The 19829-nt window shown below is 61.8% G+C and carries 18 protein-coding genes, 2 tRNA genes and 1 pseudogene; 3 read left to right on the forward strand and 18 right to left on the reverse strand.

The genetic code is table 11. The features are described 5' to 3' along the window. Positions 1–139 precede the first annotated feature (139 nt). Complete coding sequence (locus tag BM154_RS24085) at positions 140–376, reverse strand: hypothetical protein (RefSeq protein WP_074879894.1); 237 nt, start codon at positions 374–376, stop codon at positions 140–142. 35 nt (positions 377–411) lie between these two features. Here BM154_RS24085 and BM154_RS01115 point away from each other — a divergent pair, with 35 nt between their 5' ends. Then, complete coding sequence (locus BM154_RS01115; RefSeq protein WP_074879897.1) at positions 412–1611, forward strand: tyrosine-type recombinase/integrase; 1200 nt, start codon at positions 412–414, stop codon at positions 1609–1611. A gap of 73 nt (positions 1612–1684) precedes the next feature. On the opposite strand, the gene BM154_RS01120 is transcribed toward BM154_RS01115, so the two are convergent. The 13 genes from BM154_RS01120 to BM154_RS01180 all read right to left on the reverse strand — a co-directional run bounded on the left by BM154_RS01120 (position 1685) and on the right by BM154_RS01180 (position 12387). Next, positions 1685–1761: transfer RNA gene (locus BM154_RS01120), tRNA-Pro, on the reverse strand. An 87-nt stretch (positions 1762–1848) separates the two neighbouring features. Beyond that, complete coding sequence (locus BM154_RS01125; protein ID WP_013791840.1) at positions 1849–2205, reverse strand: MerR family transcriptional regulator; 357 nt, start codon at positions 2203–2205, stop codon at positions 1849–1851. Next, positions 2186–2488, reverse strand: coding sequence for an integration host factor subunit alpha (gene ihfA, locus BM154_RS01130; RefSeq protein ID WP_013791841.1), 303 nt, complete (start codon positions 2486–2488; stop codon positions 2186–2188). Before ihfA ends, BM154_RS01125 begins: the two co-directional genes overlap by 20 nt. 3 nt (positions 2489–2491) lie before the next feature. Then, positions 2492–4867 (reverse strand): phenylalanine--tRNA ligase subunit beta, encoded by a 2376-nt coding sequence (pheT, locus tag BM154_RS01135; protein ID WP_074879899.1) that lies wholly within the window; start codon positions 4865–4867, stop codon positions 2492–2494. A 46-nt stretch (positions 4868–4913) separates the two neighbouring features. Next, positions 4914–5930: a phenylalanine--tRNA ligase subunit alpha gene (gene pheS / locus BM154_RS01140; RefSeq protein WP_070883499.1), complete on the reverse strand. Its 1017-nt coding sequence runs from the start codon at positions 5928–5930 to the stop codon at positions 4914–4916. A gap of 129 nt (positions 5931–6059) precedes the next feature. After that, on the reverse strand, positions 6060–6416 hold the full coding sequence (gene rplT / locus BM154_RS01145) for a 50S ribosomal protein L20 (protein WP_013791844.1): 357 nt from the start codon (positions 6414–6416) through the stop codon (positions 6060–6062). Between the two features lie 25 nt (positions 6417–6441). Continuing rightward, complete coding sequence (gene rpmI / locus BM154_RS01150) at positions 6442–6636, reverse strand: 50S ribosomal protein L35 (protein WP_013791845.1); 195 nt, start codon at positions 6634–6636, stop codon at positions 6442–6444. Between the two features lie 59 nt (positions 6637–6695). Continuing rightward, on the reverse strand, positions 6696–7247 hold the full coding sequence (gene infC, locus BM154_RS01155) for a translation initiation factor IF-3 (RefSeq protein ID WP_170833973.1): 552 nt from the start codon (positions 7245–7247) through the stop codon (positions 6696–6698). Beyond that, on the reverse strand, positions 7247–9169 hold the full coding sequence (thrS, locus tag BM154_RS01160) for a threonine--tRNA ligase (RefSeq protein WP_074879902.1): 1923 nt from the start codon (positions 9167–9169) through the stop codon (positions 7247–7249). Before thrS ends, infC begins: the two co-directional genes overlap by 1 nt. A gap of 291 nt (positions 9170–9460) precedes the next feature. Beyond that, positions 9461–9537, reverse strand: a tRNA-Val gene (locus BM154_RS01165). 448 nt (positions 9538–9985) lie between these two features. Further along, positions 9986–10945, reverse strand: coding sequence for a PA2778 family cysteine peptidase (locus tag BM154_RS01170; RefSeq protein ID WP_074879905.1), 960 nt, complete (start codon positions 10943–10945; stop codon positions 9986–9988). Next, positions 10930–11331, reverse strand: coding sequence for a PA2779 family protein (locus tag BM154_RS01175; RefSeq protein WP_074879908.1), 402 nt, complete (start codon positions 11329–11331; stop codon positions 10930–10932). The genes BM154_RS01170 and BM154_RS01175 overlap by 16 nt, the downstream gene beginning before the upstream one ends. Positions 11332–11493: 162 nt before the next feature. Continuing rightward, positions 11494–12387, reverse strand: a complete 894-nt coding sequence (locus tag BM154_RS01180; RefSeq protein ID WP_074879911.1) for a LysR family transcriptional regulator — start codon at positions 12385–12387, stop codon at positions 11494–11496. 151 nt (positions 12388–12538) lie between these two features. On the opposite strand from BM154_RS01180, the gene dkgB reads away from it, so the two are divergent. Beyond that, entirely contained in the window at positions 12539–13342 is an 804-nt protein-coding gene (gene dkgB, locus BM154_RS01185) for a 2,5-didehydrogluconate reductase DkgB (RefSeq protein WP_074879914.1), read from the forward strand. 244 nt (positions 13343–13586) lie between these two features. Here the strand turns inward: dkgB and arfB are convergent, their stop codons facing one another. Next, the gene (gene arfB, locus BM154_RS01190) at positions 13587–14000 is read right to left on the reverse strand and encodes an alternative ribosome rescue aminoacyl-tRNA hydrolase ArfB (protein ID WP_074879916.1); all 414 of its coding nucleotides are present in this window, start codon (positions 13998–14000) and stop codon (positions 13587–13589) included. A gap of 145 nt (positions 14001–14145) precedes the next feature. Between arfB and BM154_RS01195 the strand changes: the two are divergent. Then, a pseudogene (locus BM154_RS01195) lies at positions 14146–15180 on the forward strand (metal-dependent hydrolase); the annotation flags it as partial. A 247-nt stretch (positions 15181–15427) separates the two neighbouring features. Here the strand turns inward: BM154_RS01195 and BM154_RS01200 are convergent. The 3 genes from BM154_RS01200 to maiA form a co-directional block, all read right to left on the reverse strand. After that, on the reverse strand, positions 15428–17383 hold the full coding sequence (locus tag BM154_RS01200; RefSeq protein ID WP_074879922.1) for a methyl-accepting chemotaxis protein: 1956 nt from the start codon (positions 17381–17383) through the stop codon (positions 15428–15430). A gap of 264 nt (positions 17384–17647) precedes the next feature. Then, complete coding sequence (locus BM154_RS01205; protein WP_074879925.1) at positions 17648–19036, reverse strand: amino acid permease; 1389 nt, start codon at positions 19034–19036, stop codon at positions 17648–17650. A gap of 81 nt (positions 19037–19117) precedes the next feature. After that, complete coding sequence (gene maiA / locus BM154_RS01210) at positions 19118–19768, reverse strand: maleylacetoacetate isomerase (protein ID WP_074879928.1); 651 nt, start codon at positions 19766–19768, stop codon at positions 19118–19120. Between the last annotated feature and the right edge of the window lie 61 nt (positions 19769–19829).

Here is a 19829-nt window from a genome sequence, read left to right on the forward strand (position 1 = left end):
CATCAGGTCAAGCCGAGTCAAAACGGTTGTTGTACCAAACCCTCCGCAGCCCCCTCCACCACGTTGTTCGTCCAGCGAGCAGTGGACAGCATCTGCAGCACGGATCAGGGCCGATAAGGAGGCGACATTCATGCCCGCATCATCTGAACAGATAGCTGCACGCTTGATCACCTGCCCACCCCGAATCCTGCGAGCCAGTGCGGCCCCAGCCTACCTCGGCATGTGCCGCACAGAATTCAACAAAACCGTCCGGCCTTACGTGCGGGAATTCCGCATTGGGGTGCAAGGCATCGGCTTTGATCGCCAAGAGCTGGATGCCTGGGCAGACGCCTACATCGACCGGGCCATCATTGAAAAGGAAGGTGCCAAGGGACATGATCACTCCCGCAGCGAGCGCCAAGGAGAAAAACCATGGCGCGAAAAACCATTAGCGGCCTCTACCAAAGGAACGGGATCTGGCACATCGACAAGGTCTTCAGAGGTCAGCGAATTCAGGAAAGCACTGGATCAAGCGATAGGAAGGAGGCAGAGCAATACCTGATACACAAGTTGGAAAAGCTCCGGGAACAGAAGATCTATGGCGTCCGCACCATCAGAACCTGGCGGGAAGCCGCTACGCGTTACCTGATCGAGTACAAGGATCAGCCGTCGATAGGCCTCACGGCCATCTATCTGGAGCAGTTGGACCCGTATATTGGTGACCAGCCTCTGACTCATGTCGACGATGAGACCCTGGCTCCCTACATAAGGGATCGACTCAAGAGCAGCAGAACCAGCGATGGCAAGTTGAAGCCTGGAGTTTCACACCGCACGGTGAACATTGCCCTGGAACGCGTCATACGCATCTTGAATCTATGCGCCCGAAAATGGCGTGATGAGCAGAAGCGTCCCTGGCTCGACGTAGTACCGATGATCACCAAGCTGGAAGAGAAGAAAACCAGACGCATGCCCTACCCGATGTCCTGGGAAGAGCAGTCGATTCTCTTCGCCGAACTGCCTGACCATTTGCGCCGCATGGCCCTTTACAAGGTCAACAGCGGTTCACGAGAGCAGGAAGTCGTGAAGCTTCGCTGGGATTGGGAGATACCGATTCCTGAACTCAACACCAGCGTGTTTCTCATACCGGCGGATTTTGGTGGCCGACATGAGAGCTCTGGGGTCAAGAACGGCGACGAGCGCCTCGTTGTGCTCAACAACGTAGCCAAGTCGGTTATCGAGGGACAGCGTGGGCTTGATCCGGTTTGGGTATTTCCTTACGGACAACCCGATCGAAACGGCAAGGCCACTCCAGTTCACCGGATGAACGATTCGGCATGGAAGAAAGCCCGGGTCAGAGCAGCGAAGAAGTTCCAAGAGCGTTTTCTGCGCCCTGCCCCAGCTGGATTTGCTTCGATCCGCGTTCACGATCTGAAGCACACCTTCGGTCGAAGACTTCGGGCAGCAGGGGTAACGGAGGAGGACAGGAAGGCTCTGCTGGGCCACAAGAACGGCAGCATCACCAGTCACTACTCGGCCGCCGAGCTGGGCAAACTGATCGATGAAGCCAACAGGATTTCGGCTACCGACTCGCGCGGGCCGGCCCTGACAATTTTGAGGAGGATGGCAGGATGAAAAAAGTCCCGCAAAAGTCCCTGACACAAAAAAGCCTGGTCATCACTGACCAGGCTCTAATGTAGGGATTTGTTGGTCGGGACGGAGTGATTCGAACACTCGACCCCTTGCACCCCATGCAAGTGCGCTACCGGGCTGCGCTACGCCCCGACGGGTGTTGCTGGTGCCTTCGGGATTAGCCGAAAGCGGGAGAGACTATAAACTAAGCATCTGAATTGTGGAAGGTTTTTCTACAAATCATTTGCGCAGGACGTGGAGTACATCTTCCAGCTCGGCGATCATCTGCTTGATGAGCTGCTTGTACTGGGTGGTGTCGTCCTTGGCTTCTTCGCCGGTCAGGCGAAGGCGTGCGCCACCGATGGTAAAGCCTTGGTCGTACAGCAAGGCGCGGATCTGACGGATCATCAGCACGTCCTGGCGCTGGTAATACCGACGGTTGCCACGACGCTTGACCGGGTTGAGCTGTGGAAACTCCTGCTCCCAATAACGAAGCACGTGCGGTTTGACCGCACAGAGTTCACTGACCTCGCCGATGGTGAAGTACCGCTTGCCGGGTATGACAGGCAGTTCGTCGTTATGACTTGGTTCCAGCATAAGCTTCAACCCTGGCTTTGAGCTTCTGGCCGGGGCGGAAGGTCACGACACGGCGCGCCGTGATCGGGATCTCCTCCCCTGTTTTTGGATTACGACCGGGGCGCTGACGCTTATCGCGCAGATCGAAGTTACCGAAGCCTGAGAGCTTAACCTGCTCATTGAGTTCCAGTGCCTGGCGGATTTCTTCGAAGAAGAGCTCCACCAGTTCCTTGGCTTCTCGTTTGTTCAGGCCCAGCTCATCGTACAGACGTTCGGCCATCTCAGCTTTCGTCAGTGCCCCCATACGCTAGTTCCTTAACGTGGCGTTGAACCTTTGTTCCAGGGAGGTGAGGATGTTTTGCGTGGCTGTACTCACCTCATCGTCATTTAGAGTGCGCGATGGATGCTGCCAGGTCAAGCCGACCGCGAGGCTTTTTCTAAGCGGATCAATACCTTTACCCTGATAAACATCAAACAACCTGAGGTCGGTGAGCCACTCGCCAGCCTGCTCGCGAATGTCGGCCAGCAGGTTCTGCGCCGGCACGTCACGGTCGACCAGCAAAGCCAGGTCACGACGCACTTCCGGGAAGCGCGACAGCTCCTTGAACGCCGGCATGCGGCCCGCGGTGATTTCGCTCAGCTGCAGCTCGAACAGGAACAGCGGTTGATCCAGGCCGAGGATCTTGGCCAGTTCCGGGTGGATGGCACCCAGGTAGCCGACTAGGCGCCCTTCACGCTCGATGCGCGCGGTCTGCCCCGGGTGCAGCGCACTGTGCTCGCCCGGTACGAAGGCGAAGCTGGCGGCATCACCCGCAGCGGCCAGCAGGGCTTCCACGTCGGCCTTGGCGTCGAAGAAATCGACGCTGTCACGGCCGTGTGCCCAGCTTTCCGGCAGGCGGCTGCCGGTGATCACGCCGGCGAGCATCGGCTCCTGCTTCAGTTCGTCGAGCTGACCGACGAAGCGCAGGCCGCTTTCGAACAGGCGCACCCGCGACTGCTGGCGGTTGAGGTTGTGCTCCACGGCCTTGACCAGACCCGGCCACAGCGAGGCGCGCATGGCGGCCATGTCGGCGGAGATCGGGTTGGCCAGGGTCAGCGGCTGCACGCCCGGGCTGAACAGTTCGAACAGCTTGGGATCGATGAAGCTGTAGGTGATCGCTTCCTGATAACCACGGGCCACCAGCAGGCGACGCAGCACCGGCAGGTCGGCCACGGCCTCGGCCTTGGTCTGCGGCGCCAGGCGCGCTTGCGGGTAACGTACCGGCAGGCGGTTGTAGCCGTACAGGCGGGCCAGCTCTTCGATCAGGTCGACTTCCAGGCTGATGTCGAAGCGGTGGCTCGGCACCTTGACCTGCCACTGCCCTGCTCCACCTTCTACGCCCAGGCCGAGAGCGCCGAGCAGCTTGACGATCAGCGCGTCGTCGAGCTTGAGGCCGAGCATCTGCTCGACGCGCTCGGCACGCAGGCTGATCGGCGCGACGTTCGGCAGCTGCGCCTCGTCGACCGCTTCGATGATCGGGCCGGCTTCGCCGCCGACGATTTCCAGCAGCAGCGCGGTGGCGCGCTCCATGGCTTCGCGAGCCAGCTGCGAATCCACACCACGCTCGAAGCGGTGCGAGGAATCGGTGTGCAGGCCGTAGGAACGGGCCTTGCCAGCCAGGGCGATGGTGTCGAAGAAGGCGCTTTCCAGGAACAGATCACGGGTGGTGTCGCTGACGCCGCTGTGCTCACCACCCATCACGCCGGCGATGGCCAGGGCGCGCTGGTGGTCGGCGATCACCAGGGTGTCGGCGCGCAGGGTGACTTCCTGACCGTCGAGCAGCACCAGCTTCTCGCCCTCCTCGGCCATGCGCACGCGAATGCCGCCCTGGATCACGTCCAGGTCGAAGGCGTGCATCGGCTGGCCGAGTTCGAGCATCACGTAGTTGGTGATGTCGACGGCGGCGTCGATGCTGCGCACGTCGGCACGGCGCAGGCGCTCGACCATCCAGCGCGGGGTCGGTTTGGACAGGTCGACGTTGCGCACCACACGGCCCAGGTAACGCGGGCAGGCTTGCGGGGCCAGCACTTCGACCGGACGCACTTCGTCATGGGCCGGGGCGATGGCAGCGATTTGCGGGCGGGTGACCGGGGCGTCGTACAGGGCGCCGACTTCACGGGCCAGACCCGCCAGCGACAGGCAGTCACCGCGGTTGGGGGTCAGGTCGACCTCGATGCTGACGTCGTTGAGTTCGAAGTACTCGCGGATGTCCTGGCCCACCGGCGCGTCGGCCGGCAGCTCCAGCAGGCCGTCGTTGTCTTCGCTGATCTGCAGCTCGGAGGCCGAGCAGAGCATGCCGTTGGACTCGACGCCACGCAGCTTGGCCTTCTTGATCTTGAAGTCGCCGGGCAATTCGGCGCCAATCATGGCGAAGGGAATCTTCAGGCCGGGGCGCACGTTGGGCGCGCCGCACACCACCTGGAAGGTTTCGCTGCCGTTGCTGACCTGGCACACGCGCAGTTTGTCGGCATCGGGGTGCTGTTCGGTGCTCAGCACCTCGCCGACGATCACGCCGCTGAAGGCACCGGCCACCGGGCTGACGCTGTCGACTTCCAGGCCGGCCATGGACAGGCGCGCGACCAGTTCGTCACGGCTAGCCTGGGGGCTTACCCAGCTGCGCAGCCACTGTTCACTGAATTTCATGTTGTCTGTTCTCCTGATCGATTTCGATTACAAAGTGCGGGCGTTACTAGCGAAATTGCGCCAGGAACCGCAGATCGTTATCGAAGAACAGCCGTAAATCGTTGACGCCGTAGCGCAGCATGGCCAGGCGCTCGACGCCCATGCCGAAGGCGAAGCCGGAGTATTTTTCCGGGTCGATGCCACTCATGCGCAGCACGTTCGGGTGCACCATGCCGCAGCCCATGACCTCCAGCCAGCCGGTCTGCTTGCACACGCGGCAGCCCTTGCCGCTGCACATCACGCACTGCATGTCGACTTCGGCCGACGGCTCGGTGAACGGGAAGAAGGAAGGACGGAAACGCACGCCCAGGGGCTTCTCGAAGAACACGCGGAGGAATTCCTCGATGGTGCCCTTGAGGTCGGCGAAGCTCACGCCCTCGTCGACCAGCAGGCCTTCGACCTGGTGGAACATCGGCGAGTGGGTGATATCGGAATCGCAACGGTACACGCGGCCCGGGCAGACGATACGGATCGGCGGCTGCTGGGACTCCATGGTGCGCACCTGAACCGGCGAGGTGTGGGTGCGCAGCAGCATGTTGGCGTTGAAATAGAATGTGTCGTGCATGGCACGCGCCGGGTGATGGCCCGGAATGTTGAGCGCCTCGAAGTTGTGGTAGTCGTTCTCCACTTCCGGGCCTTCGGCGATGCCGTAACCAATGCGCGTAAAGAATTGCTCTACGCGCTCCAGGGTACGGGTTACCGGATGCAAACCACCGGATGCCTGGCCACGGCCCGGCAGGGTGACATCGATACGTTCGGCCGCGAGCTTGGCACTCAGCGCAGCCGACTCGAGAATTTCCTTACGGCTGTTGAGGGCGTCCTGGACGCGCTCCTTGGCCGAGTTGATCAGCGCGCCCGCCTTGGGGCGTTCTTCGGCAGACAGGTTGCCCAGAGTCTTCATGACCTGGGTCAGCTCGCCTTTCTTGCCCAGATAGTGAACCCGCAGTTGTTCCAGGGCGTTCACATCGTCGGTGTGACTGACAGCCTCGAGCGCTTGCGAGACCAGCACATCCAGATTTTCCATTTACAGACTCCAGATACGAAACAGGGGAAGAGCTTGAAGGCTCTTCCCCTGTCGATGACGTTTAGAGTCGACCTGCGGGTTACGCCTGTCGCCTCTAGTGCACCGGGAAACCCGGTGATTGTCGGGGACTTAAGCCAGTACGGCTTTCGCTTTCTCGACAATCGCAGCAAACGCCGCTTTTTCGTTCACTGCCAGATCAGCCAGAACCTTGCGGTCGATTTCGATCGACGCTTTTTTCAGGCCAGCGATCAGACGGCTGTAGGACAGACCGTTGATGCGCGCACCAGCGTTGATACGAGCGATCCACAGAGCGCGGAACTGACGCTTCTTCTGGCGACGGTCACGGTAGGCGTATTGACCCGCCTTGATGACAGCCTGCTTGGCAACACGGAATACACGCGAACGTGCGCCGTAGTAGCCTTTAGCCAGTTTCAGAATTTTTTTGTGACGAGCACGAGCGATAACGCCACGCTTAACACGAGCCATGAGTAATTTCCTCTATCTTGACCGATTAACGAACGCGCAGCATGCGCTCGACTTTAGCTTTGTCCGACGGATGCATCAGCTCGCTACCGCGAAGTTGACGCTTACGCTTGGTGGACATCTTGGTCAGGATGTGGCTCTTGAAAGCATGCTTGTGCTTGAAGCCCGCTGCCGTTTTGAGAAAGCGCTTGGCAGCGCCGCTCTTGGTTTTCATCTTTGGCATGTTCGTAACTCCGCATTCAGTTGATATAGATAACCATAAGGCCTGCCGTGCCCTGGAGGTTATTTCTTGCGTTTGGGAGCGATGACCATCATTAGCTGGCGTCCTTCCATCTTAGGATGCTGTTCGACGGTACCGTGTTCGGCGAGGTCGGCTTCGACCCGCTTCAACAGTTCCATCCCCAGCTCCTGGTGGGCCATCTCACGACCACGGAATCTCAGAGAGATCTTGGCCTTGTCCCCTTCCATCAGGAAACGTACCAGGTTGCGTAGTTTTACCTGGTAATCCCCTTCTTCCGTCCCTGGACGAAACTTGATTTCCTTGATCTGCTGCTGGTGCTGGTTCTTCTTGGCAATGGCAGCTTGCTTCTTCTTCTCGAAGAGGTGCTTGCCGTAGTCCATGATCCTGCACACAGGCGGCTGGGCGTCGGCAGAGATTTCTACCAGGTCCAGCTTGGCCTCTTCAGCGATCCTAAGCGCTTCATCAATAGAGACGATGCCAATTTGCTCACCGTCAGCGCCAATTAACCGAACCTCGCGTGCCGAGATATTCTCGTTGATCGGAGCCTTCGGGGCGCCTCGTTTATCTTGTCTCATATCACGCTTAATAATGATTACTCCAATTCTTGGCGACCACGCCGGGAAACCGCTTGCGCGAGCAATTCAGTGAATTGAGCGACGGGCATGGAGCCCAGATCGGCACCCTCACGAGTGCGCACAGCGACAGTTCTTGTCTCGACTTCCCGATCGCCGATCACCAGCAGATAGGGAACCTTGAGCAAAGTATGCTCGCGGATTTTAAAGCCAATCTTCTCGTTCCTCAAGTCTGACTTGGCACGAAATCCGTTTTGATTCAACGTTTTTTCCACCTCGAGGGCGAAATCGGCCTGCTTGTCGGTGATATTCATGATCACCGCCTGGGTCGGCGCCAGCCAGGCCGGGAACACGCCGGCGTAGTGCTCGATCAGCATGCCGATGAAACGCTCGAAGGAACCGAGGATGGCGCGGTGCAGCATGACCGGGCGCACACGGCTATTGTCTTCGGCGATGTAGCTGGCGTCCAGGCGCTCCGGCAGGTTCGGGTCGTACTGCAGGGTGCCGCACTGCCAGTTACGGCCGAGGCAGTCACGCAGGGTGAACTCGATCTTCGGGCCGTAGAACGCGCCCTCGCCCGGCTGGTATTCCCACTCCAGACCGGATTCGTTCAGCGCATCGGCCAGCGCGCCTTCGGCGCGATCCCACAACTCTTCGGAACCCACGCGCTTGGCCGGGCGAGTCGACAGCTTCATGGCGATGTCGGTGAAGCCGAAGTCCTTGTAGACGTCCAGGGTCAGCTTGATGAAATCGGCCGCTTCCTTCTTCACCTGTTCTTCGGTGCAGAAGATGTGCGCATCGTCCTGCACGAAGCCACGCACGCGCATGATGCCGTGTAGCGCGCCGGACGGCTCGTTGCGGTGGCAGGCGCCGAACTCGGCGAGGCGCAGCGGCAGGTCGCGGTAGGACTTCAGGCCCTGGTTGAATACCTGCACGTGGCAAGGGCAGTTCATCGGCTTCACCGCGTAGTCGCGGCTTTCCGAGGAGGTGGTGAACATGTTCTCGGCGTAGTTGGACCAGTGGCCGGAGCGCTCCCAAAGGATGCGATCGACGACCTGCGGGGTCTTGATTTCCGAATAACCGTTCTCGCGCTGCACCTGGCGCATGTACTGCTCGAGCACCTGGTAGACGGTCCAGCCGTTGGCGTGCCAGAACACCATGCCCGGCGCTTCTTCCTGCAGGTGGAACAGATCGAGCTGCTTGCCAATCTTGCGGTGATCGCGCTTCTCGGCCTCTTCGATGCGCTGGATGTAGGCCGCCAGCTGCTTCTTGTCCGCCCAGGCGGTGCCGTAGACGCGCTGCAGCTGCTCGTTCTTGGCATCGCCACGCCAGTAGGCACCGGACAGCTTGGTCAGCTTGAATGCCTTGAGGAAGCGGGTGTTGGGCACGTGCGGGCCACGGCACATGTCCACGTACTCTTCGTGGTAGTACAGACCCATGGCCTGCTCGTCCGGCATGTCATCGACCAGGCGCAGCTTGTAGTCCTCATTGCGGGACTTGAACACCTCGATGACCTCGGCGCGCGGCGTCACCTTCTTGATGACGTCGTAGTCCTTGTCGATCAGCTCCTTCATGCGCGCTTCGATGGCGGTGACGTCATCCGGCGTGAAGGGGCGCTCGTAGGCGATGTCGTAATAGAAGCCATCGTCGATGACCGGGCCGATGACCATGCGCGCGGTCGGGTACAGCTGCTTGACCGCATGACCGACCAGATGGGCACAGGAGTGACGGATGATCTCGACACCCTCCGCATCCTTCGGCGTGATGATCTGCAGGGTCGCATCGTTTTCGATCAGGTCGCAGGCGTCGACCAGACGGCCGTCGACCTTGCCGGCAACGGTGGCCTTGGCCAGGCCGGCGCCAATGGATTGCGCCACTTCGAGTACGGATACCGGGTGATCGAACGAACGCTGACTGCCATCGGGAAGAGTAATGGTGGGCATGGCGCCTCCTCTCCTAGTGGTGACCTCTACCAAAGGCCACATGGGTTGGGATGAGCCAGTAAGCGATTCGGTGGCGTATCTGCCATACAGAGGCAGGGGCCGTGAGGCCAACCGAGAACGAACCGCAGTCACTGGAAGGTGTGAAACAGTGGATGCTTTCAGAATCGAGCGGGCCTGACAAGGCAAACTGGCCATTTTCGAAAATTTCCGAAATGGCGAGCGCGGCTCACAACCTAAACGCAAAAAAGACGAGCAAAAAAAATGGCCGCCTAAGCGACCATTTAAAGAATTTGGTAGGCACAATTGGATTCGAACCAACGACCCCCACCATGTCAAGGTGGTGCTCTAACCAACTGAGCTATGTGCCTGCTGTGGGTGCGCATTCTACGGAGCCGCGAAAAAGAGTCAACACCTTTTTTCCCTAACTGACTAAAAAAACTGAGTTTTTTTGATTTGAGGTGCGTAGCCCCCCTGCCCTCACCGTGGGAATGCCAGCTCTTGTTCCCGGGTATCGCTTCGCTCGATCCAGGCTACGACTCAGCACTTATGTGGAAGGCGTGCCATGGGTCAGCCTCGTATCTCGTGTGCGGTTATTGATGGGCTACGCCCATCCTACGGTAAATTACGGGGAGCGATGATCTTCCGTGGGAGCGGGCGGGGACGCCTAGTTCATGCCCGCGAAAATAAATCGCGGACATGGCCCGCTCCCACAATTAAGCCGCTTCCGACTATATGCGGGAGTCGCCCTAATCTATTTTCGACACACAAACAAAAAACGGCGCTCGATGAGCGCCGTTTGTTTTCCCGCATCAATCGCTACTGAACCGGACAGACCACAGGCGCCGCGCACTGCTCACTGACGCTACCCTGCTTGCCGGTGACAGTGAAGCGCTTGTCATCCGGTTTCAGGCGCTGGGCGCACTGCCGAGCACTGGCGGCCTCGGCCTTGCAGCCGCGCTCGTCGAGCACCTGGGAGAGGTTGAACCAGCCCGGTGCGAAATTCGCCTGGCGGCTGACGCTTTCGCGAAATGCCGCTTCGGCACCGCGCAGGTCGCCACCGGCGTAGCGGCTGTTGGCCAGGGCGAACCAGGCCACTGCCTGCTCGGGCCAGCGCTGGGTCGCGGTGCGGTAGGCGTGCTGGGCGACATCCTTGCGGCCGACCTCTTCCAGATCCGCCGCGGCCTTGAGCCACACGGTCGGCTCGGCCGTGGCTGGCAAGGTGTCCGGCGGCAGGGTCACCACCGCCCAGCGATTGCCACGCGCCCAGGTCTTCTCGAAGGCGGCGAACGAGGTCACCCAGCGCCGCGTGGTACCCGAACGCAGGATCAGCGTTTCCTCACGGCGGTCGTAGCCCACCAGCACTGCGAAATGCCACTGCGGATACCAGTTGAATGCCAGGTTCTGCAGCACCAGCACGGGGTTGCCGGCAGCTACTTCGGCAAGCAGCGCATCGAGTTTGGGCTTGAGCGGGTAAACCAGCAGGTCATGGGCTCGCGCCGCGGCGACCATCTCGACCTGCAGGCTGCCTTCACGGCCAGGAATGTACACCTGGTCCTGCAGGAAACCGGGGGTGGTCAGCACACCACGCTGGTTGAGCATGGTCGCCAGGGCGGCCGGCCCACACTGATAGGCGGTCTGCGGGTAGAAGGGAACACTGCTGAGCTCGACCCGCTCAGGCAGGCGCTGGGCCTCCGGTGACAACACCGGGGACCTGGCGCATGCACTGAGCAGGACGATCAGAAGTGAAGCGGAGAGCAGTCTTAACGATTTACGCATTTCACGAAACTGAAGATGTCGGTGGCGCAGAGCATATCGGTGATGATGAAGATCACCAAGAACAACACGATGATGCCCACGATACCGGCGCCAGCCGGAGCCTCAGACAGTTGCTGGTTGAATTGCGCGAGTTCGGCGCTGGTCAGGTTGTTGATGCGGTTCTCTACCTGATCACGCTCCACACCCATGGCAAGCAGCTTGTCCTTGACCTGCTGATCATCGAGCATCGACAACAGTTGCTGACGGTCGACCTGCTGTTGCTGTTCGGTCAGCACTTCACCCGTGCCGATCATCGCGGCATTGGCGAGTGGAACCTGGGCGATCATCAGGACATGGAACACTGCCAGCATGGCAGCCAGACGACGAAAGAACGGGGACTTGGTCATTTTGGTATCTCCTTATCAACCATCATCCTAGACCCATGTGGCACACAGCCAGTTCCGCCTATATCCGCAACTTGTTCGCCCTACCCTGCAGGCCAGTGGTAACGCGGCTTGAAGCCACCTGAAGCAAACCCGTAGCAAGGCCGCTTTTCATCGCGAATCAGCTCACGCCATAGTGCTCAACTCACTGCTCAGGTAATCGAGAAAACAGGTGATGCGCGAGGTGAGCGCAGTGTTGCGGTAGTACACCGCGTGGATCGGCTGGCGAACCTCCACGGTGTGCTCGGCGAGAACCTGCAGCAGCTCGCCGCGCTCGCGGTCCTGGTAGGTCATGAAGTCTGCCAGGCAGACGATACCAACCCCCTCAAGCGCCAATTGCCGCAAGGTTTCACCGCTGGAGGCCTGCAGGCTCGGCACGATGCCCAACCGCTCGCCGCCGGCGTGGCGCAGCGGCCAATGGTTGAGGCTATCGGGCTGGGTGAAGCCAAGCAGGCTGTGGCCTTGCAACGCCTCGACGCTATCGGGCGTGCCGTGGGCAGCGAGGTAATCTGGGCTGGCCAGCACCCGGAGGCGACTGCTGCCCAGCGGCCGCGCATGCAAGGTCGAGTCGCGCAGCGGGCCGATACGAATGGCCACATCGGTGCGCTGCTCGATCAGGTCGATGATCTGGTCGCTGCTGTGCAGCTCCAGCTCGATGTTCGGGTAGCGCTCGCGAAAGCCCTTGATCAGCGGCACCACCGCATGCAGCACGAAGGGCGCGGCGGCGTTGACGCGCAGCCGCCCGGCCGGCGTTTGCCGGCGCATGCGCATCTGCTCTTCGGCCTCCTCGACGCTGGCAATGATGCGCCGCGCCTGCAGCAGGAAGGCCTGCCCCTCTTCGGTCAGTTCCAGGCGCCGGGTGGTGCGCTGCAGCAGGGTGACGTCGAGCTTTTCTTCCAGCCGGCTGAGGGCGCGACTGATACCCGAGGCGGTTTGCCCCAGCTGCTGCGCGGCGGCGCTGATCGAGCCGGCGGCGACCACGGTGCAGAAGGCAAGGAGTTCGTCGAGGGAGGTTTTCATGACGGTATTCGTGACCATGGAGCAAATATGTTTGCCATGAAACGCGGTTTTTCCGCACAAGTCCATGGCACACACTGCTCCAAGAAACGCGAAACCACCCTCGGGCAGTGCGGTCAGCTACAGACAGCCACCCTTTTCAAAGGAGCGACATATGCACCAGATTCCCGCCCTCGGCCTTGGCACCTATCGCCTCAAGGAGCAGCAGGTCATCGACTCGGTACGCAACGGCCTGGAGCTCGGCTACCGACATATTGATACCGCGCAGATCTACGGCAACGAGGCAGAGGTCGGCCAGGCCATCGCCGAAAGCGGCGTGGCGCGCAGCGAGCTGTTCGTCACCACCAAGATCTGGGTCGATAACCTGGGCGCCGACAAGCTGATCCCCAGCCTTGAGGAGAGCCTGCGCAAGCTGCGCCTGGAGCAGGTGGACCTGACCCTGATTCACTGGCCATCGCCGAACGATGAAATCCAGGTTGCCGAATACATGGCGGCGCTGCTGGAAGCCAAGGCGGCCGGCCTGGCCGCGCATCTGGGCGTGTCGAACTTCACCAACGCCCATCTGCAGCAGGCCATGGAAGTGACGGGGCCCGACCAGATCGCCACCCACCAGGTAGAGATCCACCCCTTCCTGCAGAACCGCAAGGTGGTCGCCTTCGCTCAGGAACACGGCATTCACCTGACCGCTTATATGCCGCTGGCCTATGGCAAGGTAATGACCGATCCGGTGATTCAGGACATCGCCGGCCGGCACGCCGCCAACCCGGCCCAGGTGGCGCTGGCCTGGGCGCTGCAGCAGGGCTTCGCAGTGATTCCGTCGTCGACCAAACGCGCCAACCTGGAGAGCAACCTGGGTGCTCTGAAGCTGCATCTCAGCGATGGGGACATGGCCGCCATCGCCGGGCTGGAACGCGGCGAACGCCTGGCCAATCCGGACTTCGCACCGCGTTGGGATTGAATGCCCGGCTCAGAGCCTGTTCACGTTTATGCACCTGAAGCGGCAACTACAAGGCAGAAGCGGCCGGTCGTGTTGCGATTCAAACCTGCTCATATTGGTGGGCTGAAGCGGATCGCCGCCCGGCCCACCCTACGAGGCTGGCACGATCTGTAGGGTGGGCTTTAGCCCACCACTGCAAATGGCTGCTTTCGCCACTTGGCTGCCAGAATCCGCGAGCCCGGGCTGAACGATTATGAACAGTCCTCTAGAAGTCGACCTTGCCCCGGCCCGCCTTGATCGCCCCACGCTTGGTCTTGCCTTCCAGCCGACGCTTCTTGGAACCCAGGGTCGGCTTGGTCGGGCGGCGGGCCTTTTCGGTCTTGCCGGCTGAACGGATGAGCTCGGCCAGGCGCTCCAGGGCATCGGCACGGTTCTGCTCCTGGGTGCGGTATTGCTGGGCCTTGATGATCACCACGCCATCGGCGGTGATGCGGCTGTCGCGCAGCGCCAACAGCCGTTCCTTGTAGAACGGTGGCAATGACGACGCCTGGCTGTCGAAGCGCAGGTGCATGGCGCTGGACACCTTGTTGACGTTCTGCCCGCCGGCCCCCTGGGCGCGAATGGCAGTGAGTTCGACTTCATCTTCGGGCAGATGAACGCTGTTGGAGATGACCAGCATGGGGCGCCTTGTTTGCGGTGGGCGTGCAGGATAGCCCAGGGTAGACGCCGACATGGCTGAAACCTTTGCTTGAAATTTCCCTCCACGCCCGCGGAGGCGCTCGAGTAAGTTAAGCGACCGCCTCCAACAGCTCACGAGAACAACCATGGATTCGATCACCCAGGCCGTACTTGGCGCCAGCATACAGGGCGCACTGCTGGGGCGCTGGCAGGGACGCAAGGCTCTGCTGTATGGCGCCGTGCTGGGTACCCTGCCGGACCTGGACGTGGTCATCGACTATGGCGATTCGGTGGCCGCCATGACCTACCACCGCGGCTTCAGCCATTCGCTGTTCGTGCTGACCGGCCTCGCCCTGCTGCTGACCTGGCTGCTGCGACAATGGCGACCCAATCCCGGCTACTCGTCACGGCGATTGTTCCTGGCCATCTGGCTGGTGCTGATCACCCACCCCATTCTCGATGCCTTCACCAGCTACGGCACCCAGTTGCTCTGGCCGTTCGCGCCGACGCCGGCAGCCTGGTCGAGCATCTTCATCATCGACCCGATCTACAGCCTGCCGCTGCTGGGGGCGGTGATCTACGGGCTGATCGCCGGCCTGAAGGACAATGCCAATCCGCTGGTCAACTGGGCTCTGGCGTTTTCCACGGTCTATCTCGCCTCGACCCTGGGTGGCAAGTACATGGCCGAGCACCGCGTCGAGCAGGAACTGGCGCGCCAGGGTATCGAGGCGGAGGCCATCTTCAGCTCGCCGACGCCCTTCAACACCCTGCTGTGGCGCGTGGTGGCGATCGAGGGCGAGGATTATCACGAGGCACTGGTCGGCTGGTTCGACAGCGCGCCGCCAGTGCTGGAAAAGATGCCGCGTGGCGCAGCGCTGGCCGAGGCTCTGGAGGATTCACCTGCCCATCAGCGGCTGAAGTGGTTCACCAATGACGTGCTGCGTTATGACCACATCGGCGATCACCTGGTAGTCACCGACATTCGCCTGGGCATGACCGGCTTCCACCCGTTCCGCTTCGACTTCGCCCACTGGCAGAACGGCGCCTGGCAGGTACAGCCCTATATCGAACGCTGGCCCACCGAGCGCGGCGACATGCAGCGCCTGGCCCTGCTTTGGCAACGCATCTGGCAGCCGGCGACGCCCGTGCCGCTGGCCTCGTGGGCCAGCGAGCTGAGCCGCAATCCACACGCTGAGGGTTCGTCAGATGGCCAATTGGCCCCGGGCCGCAAAGCCGCAGTTCCACGACCGATTAAGGCGACCCAGCGCTGTAACGGCGTTCGGCCTACCGCTGCGGTACGCGGGAAACCTCCACGGGTATCGCAGGCTCAACCCGGGCTAGCAATCCAGACCGCGACTTAAATCCAACCCCCTGCCCGGGTTTAAGCGCAGCGATACCCGGGAAATCTCTTCCCAGGCAGCTACCACCTCAGGTTCTGAACTGCCGCACCAGGCCCTGCAGCTCGACGCCCAGGCGCGCCAGCTCTGCGCTCGAGGTGGCGGTCTGCTGGCTGGCACTGGCGCTCTGTTCGCCGATATCGCGCACCCGGGTGACGCTCTCACTGATGGTTTCCGCCACCGCGCTCTGCTCTTCCGCGGCGGCGGCGATCTGCTGGTTCATCTGCTCGATGGTGCTTACCGCCTGGGTGATGCGGCCCAGGGCATCACCCGCCTCGCCGGCCAGGGCAACAGTACGCTGGGTCAGGGCGCGGCTGCCCTCCATCTGCGTGGCCGCGCCGTCAGCGAGGCGCTGCAGGTTGGCGATCAGGTTCTCGATTTCCTGGGTCGAATCATGGGTGCGCCGGGCCAGGGCGCGTACCTCGTCGGCAACCACCGCGAAGCCGCGGCCCTGGTCACCGGCGCGGGCCGCTTCGATGGCCGCGTTGAGCGCCAGCAGGTTGGTCTGCTCGGCCACCGCGCGAATCACTTCCAGCACGCTGCCGATCCGACCGCTCTCCTGGTTCAGTGCCTGCATGGCCTCGGCCGACTGCTCGACCTCCTGGGCCAGCTTGCCGATCTGGCCGATGGCCTGCTGCACTACCTGGTTACCCTGCTGCGCCTCGCGGTCGGCATCGGCAGCGGCCAGCGAGGCCTGCTCGGCGTTCTGCGCCACTTCCTGCACGGTGGCCGCCATCTGGTGCATGGCGGTGGCGGTCTGCTCGGTTTCCACCTTCTGGGTCTGCACGCCGGCACTGGTCTGGGCGGTGATGGCCGACAGCTGCTCGGCGGCCGCCGCGATCTGCCCGACACCGTTGCCAATCCGCCCGACCAGGTCACGCAGGCTGCGGGTCATGCCCTGCATGGCTTCGAGCAACTGGCCCAGCTCGTCGCGGCGGTTCTGCGGCAGATCCTGGCTCAGGTCGCCGCCGGCGATTCGCCGCGCGAACTCCACGGTCTGGCGCAACGGCGCGACGATGGAGCGGCTGATGGTGAAGGCGGCGAACAGGCCGAGTAGCACCGCCGCGATGCCCATGCTGCCAAGCAGCAGCATGGCGTTGCGGCTGTCGTCACTCATGGCCTGTTCTTCGATGCCCTTGGCCTGCTCCGCCAGGGCCAGCACCTGGTCGGCCTGCTTGAGCATGGCGGCGTCGCTGGCCAGGCTCTGCTCGTGCACCTGCTGGAAGTTGGTGAACGCCTGCTGGTAGTTGGTCAGCGCCGCCAGGGCGGCTTCGATGGCACGTTTCTGGTCGTCGTCGAGCCAGACCATCAAACCACTGGCTGAGGACTGCAGGTCGTAGCTGACGTAATTCCAGTTTTCCAGTGCCGTTGCCGAACCATCGATGATGAACTGGCTTTCGTAGCTGCGCAGTTCGAGCATGCGCTTGCTGAGGTTGGAGGCGGTTTCCGCCAGGGTCAGCGGATCGCTGCCGCGCAGCTGGTCGCCGGCCAGGCGCAGTTCGCGCACGGCGTCGTACATGCCCAGCTCGATCATCTCGAACTGGCTGCGCGCCTCCTGGGCCGCGTCGTCCATCTGCTTGCGCGCTTCATGGGCGCGTACCTGCTGCTGCACGCTGGCATCGAACTGTTGCAGGTAGTCGGTGGTAGCGGCGTCCATGGCCTGCAGGCGCTCGCGCTCGGCAGGGCTAGCGCTGGCGATATGCTCGGCCAGCCCGCTACGCACCTTGGCGAGCTGCTCGCGCATGCGCTGCGCATCGGCGTCGCTATGGCTGATCGCGTAGTCACGTTCAATGCGCCTGGCTCCGAGTATTTGCGCGTCGATGGTTGACAGCGACACGGACTGGGCATGGCCTTTCATCACCGCCTGTACGGCGACGAAGCCGCTGGCCGTCACGGCAACGGTCAACAGCAGTACCAGGCCAAAACCGACCAGAAGTTTCTTGCCTACGGAAAGATCAACGAACAGTCGAGTGGCAGAATGCAACATCCATGCGGCTCCATTTGTTTTTATAGATTGCGCTGCGCGGCCGTCTAGCAACCGCGCGACCCGTGGCATCAGAAAGTTAATCGGCCGCGCCGGGCAAAGCCTGAGCGAAAAAAACCGATTACTGGCGCCATCAAGTCGCCACTATACGGCGTATGCCCAGGTGCATGTCCTGAGCTGCGACAAAAGGCTAGCGAACGGGCGTGCAAGTCGACGTTTAGGCATAAATGCCACCCGCAGCATTGCGCTGCGGGTGTGCGATGAGGCTTAGCGAGGCTGGCGGCGCAGGCGCAGCTGGTAGCAACCCCAGATGAACAGCAGCCAGAACGGGATGGCGAATACCGAGATACGGATACCGGGAATGAACAGCATCACGCCAAGGATGAACAGCACGAAGGCCAGGCACAGGTAATTGGCGAAGGGGAACCAGAAGGCCTTGAACGACGGCTCCACGCCCTTTGCCTGCATGGCCTTGCGGAACCTGATGTGGGCCAGGCTGATCATCGCCCAGTTGATCACCAGGGCGGCGACCACCAGCGACATCAACAGCTCCAGCGCGCTCTTGGGCACCAGGTAATTGATCACCACGCAGATCAGCGTGAACAGCGCCGAGAAGAAGATTGCCAGCACCGGCACGCCGCGCTTGTCGACCTTGAGCAGCGAGCGCGGCGCATTACCCTGCTCGGCCAGGCCGTAGAGCATGCGGCTGTTGCAGTACACGCCGCTGTTGTAGACCGACAGCGCCGCGGTGAGCACCACGAAGTTGAGCAGGTGGGCGGCGGTGTCGCTGCCGATCAGCGAGAAGATCTGCACGAAGGGGCTGCTGCCATAGGAGTCGCCGCCGGCGGTCAGGGTCGCGACCAGATCGTCCCAGGGGTGCAGCGACAGCAATACGGTCAGCGCGCCGATGTAGAAGATCAGGATGCGGTAGACCACCTGATTGATGGCCTTGGGGATCACGGTTTTCGGCTGGTCTGCCTCGGCCGCGGTGATGCCCACCAGCTCAAGGCCGCCAAAGGAGAACATGATGATGGCCATCATCATCACCAAGCCGGAAACCCCGTTGGGGAAGAAGCCGCCATGGCTCCACAGGTTGCTGACCGACGCCTGCTCGCCGCCGGCGCCGCTGAACAGCAGGTAGCAACCGAGCAGGATCATGCCCATGATCGCTACCACCTTGATGATCGAGAACCAGAACTCGGCCTCGCCGAACACCCGCACGTTGGTCAGGTTGATGGCATTGATCAGCACGAAGAACGCCGCCGCGGTCGCCCAGGTGGGGATCTCCGGCCACCAGTACTGCACGTACTTGCCCACCGCCGTGAGCTCGGCCATGCCCACCAGCACATAGAGCACCCAGTAGTTCCAGCCGGACAGGAAACCGGCGAACGGGCCCCAATAGCTATGGGCGAAGTGGCTGAACGAGCCTGCCACCGGCTCTTCGACGATCATTTCGCCAAGCTGGCGCATGATCAGAAAGGCGATGAACCCGCCGATCGCATAGCCGAGGATCATCGACGGTCCGGCCGAGGCCATTACCCCGGCGGAACCCAGGAACAGGCCGGTGCCGATGGCACCGCCCAGGGCGATCAACTGAATATGGCGGTTCTTCAGGCCGCGCTTGAGCGGGCCGGTCTGGAGCATTTCGCTTGGCATCTGTCACCTGTGGGTGATCGACCGTGACGGGATCGAACCCGCCCGGCTCGTGGCCTTGCGGAATGGCTTGGGTACTTGCGGTTACTGCGCGTCGGGCTGGGCATCCGGCGCGGCGTGCCGGAATGCTTCAAGGGCCTCACAACGGGCGGTCAGCGCGAGGATGCGTGGATACGCATCGAGGTCACAGTCGAAACGGCGCGCATTGTACACCTGTGGGATCAAACAGGCTTCCAGATAGCCGGGCCGCGTGCCCAGGGAAAATGTATCGCCATACGCCGCCAGCCCCTGCTCCACCGCTGCCAGGCCCGCAGCCACCCAATGCCGGTACCAGGCGTTCTTCGCCGCGTCATCGACACCCAGCTCACGGCCGAGGTACTGCAGCACCCGCAGGTTGTTGAGCGGATGTACATCGCAGGCCAGATGCAGCGCCAGGGCGCGGACCTGAGCACGCTCGACGGGGTCGGCCGGCAGGATGGCCGGCACCGGAAAGATTTCCTCCAGGTACTCGATGATCGCCAGGGACTGGGCGATGGGCGCACCGCCGTTCTCCTCGTCCACCAGGAGTGGCACCAGGCCCTGGGGATTGAGTGCCTGATAAGCCTCGCCATGCTGCTCGCCGCCATCGCGCACCAGATGCACCGGCACCTGCCGGTAAGCCAGTCCCTTGAGGTTGAGGGCGATGCGCACCCGGTAGGCGGCGCTAGAGCGCCAGTAGCCGTATAGCGTCAGCATTGCGGACTCCTGAAAACACAACTTGGTAGGAGCGGCTTCAGCTGCGATCCGGCTGGAAGGC

The sequence above is a fragment of the Phytopseudomonas argentinensis genome, from assembly GCF_900113905.1.
Lineage (GTDB): Bacteria > Pseudomonadota > Gammaproteobacteria > Pseudomonadales > Pseudomonadaceae > Aquipseudomonas > Aquipseudomonas argentinensis.

Coding starts and splice junctions, on each gene's coding strand:
- BM154_RS24085 (WP_074879894.1), bottom strand. CDS start 376: ATGTCCCTTGGCACCTTCCTTTTCAATGATGGCCCGGTCGATGTAGGC.
- BM154_RS01115 (WP_074879897.1), top strand. CDS start 412: ATGGCGCGAAAAACCATTAGCGGCCTCTACCAAAGGAACGGGATCTGG.
- BM154_RS01125 (WP_013791840.1), bottom strand. CDS start 2,205: ATGCTGGAACCAAGTCATAACGACGAACTGCCTGTCATACCCGGCAAG.
- ihfA (WP_013791841.1), bottom strand. CDS start 2,488: ATGGGGGCACTGACGAAAGCTGAGATGGCCGAACGTCTGTACGATGAG.
- pheT (WP_074879899.1), bottom strand. CDS start 4,867: ATGAAATTCAGTGAACAGTGGCTGCGCAGCTGGGTAAGCCCCCAGGCT.
- pheS (WP_070883499.1), bottom strand. CDS start 5,930: ATGGAAAATCTGGATGTGCTGGTCTCGCAAGCGCTCGAGGCTGTCAGT.
- rplT (WP_013791844.1), bottom strand. CDS start 6,416: ATGGCTCGTGTTAAGCGTGGCGTTATCGCTCGTGCTCGTCACAAAAAA.
- rpmI (WP_013791845.1), bottom strand. CDS start 6,636: ATGCCAAAGATGAAAACCAAGAGCGGCGCTGCCAAGCGCTTTCTCAAA.
- thrS (WP_074879902.1), bottom strand. CDS start 9,169: ATGCCCACCATTACTCTTCCCGATGGCAGTCAGCGTTCGTTCGATCAC.
- BM154_RS01170 (WP_074879905.1), bottom strand. CDS start 10,945: ATGCGTAAATCGTTAAGACTGCTCTCCGCTTCACTTCTGATCGTCCTG.
- BM154_RS01175 (WP_074879908.1), bottom strand. CDS start 11,331: ATGACCAAGTCCCCGTTCTTTCGTCGTCTGGCTGCCATGCTGGCAGTG.
- BM154_RS01180 (WP_074879911.1), bottom strand. CDS start 12,387: ATGAAAACCTCCCTCGACGAACTCCTTGCCTTCTGCACCGTGGTCGCC.
- dkgB (WP_074879914.1), top strand. CDS start 12,539: ATGCACCAGATTCCCGCCCTCGGCCTTGGCACCTATCGCCTCAAGGAG.
- arfB (WP_074879916.1), bottom strand. CDS start 14,000: ATGCTGGTCATCTCCAACAGCGTTCATCTGCCCGAAGATGAAGTCGAA.
- BM154_RS01200 (WP_074879922.1), bottom strand. CDS start 17,383: ATGTTGCATTCTGCCACTCGACTGTTCGTTGATCTTTCCGTAGGCAAG.
- BM154_RS01205 (WP_074879925.1), bottom strand. CDS start 19,036: ATGCCAAGCGAAATGCTCCAGACCGGCCCGCTCAAGCGCGGCCTGAAG.
- maiA (WP_074879928.1), bottom strand. CDS start 19,768: ATGCTGACGCTATACGGCTACTGGCGCTCTAGCGCCGCCTACCGGGTG.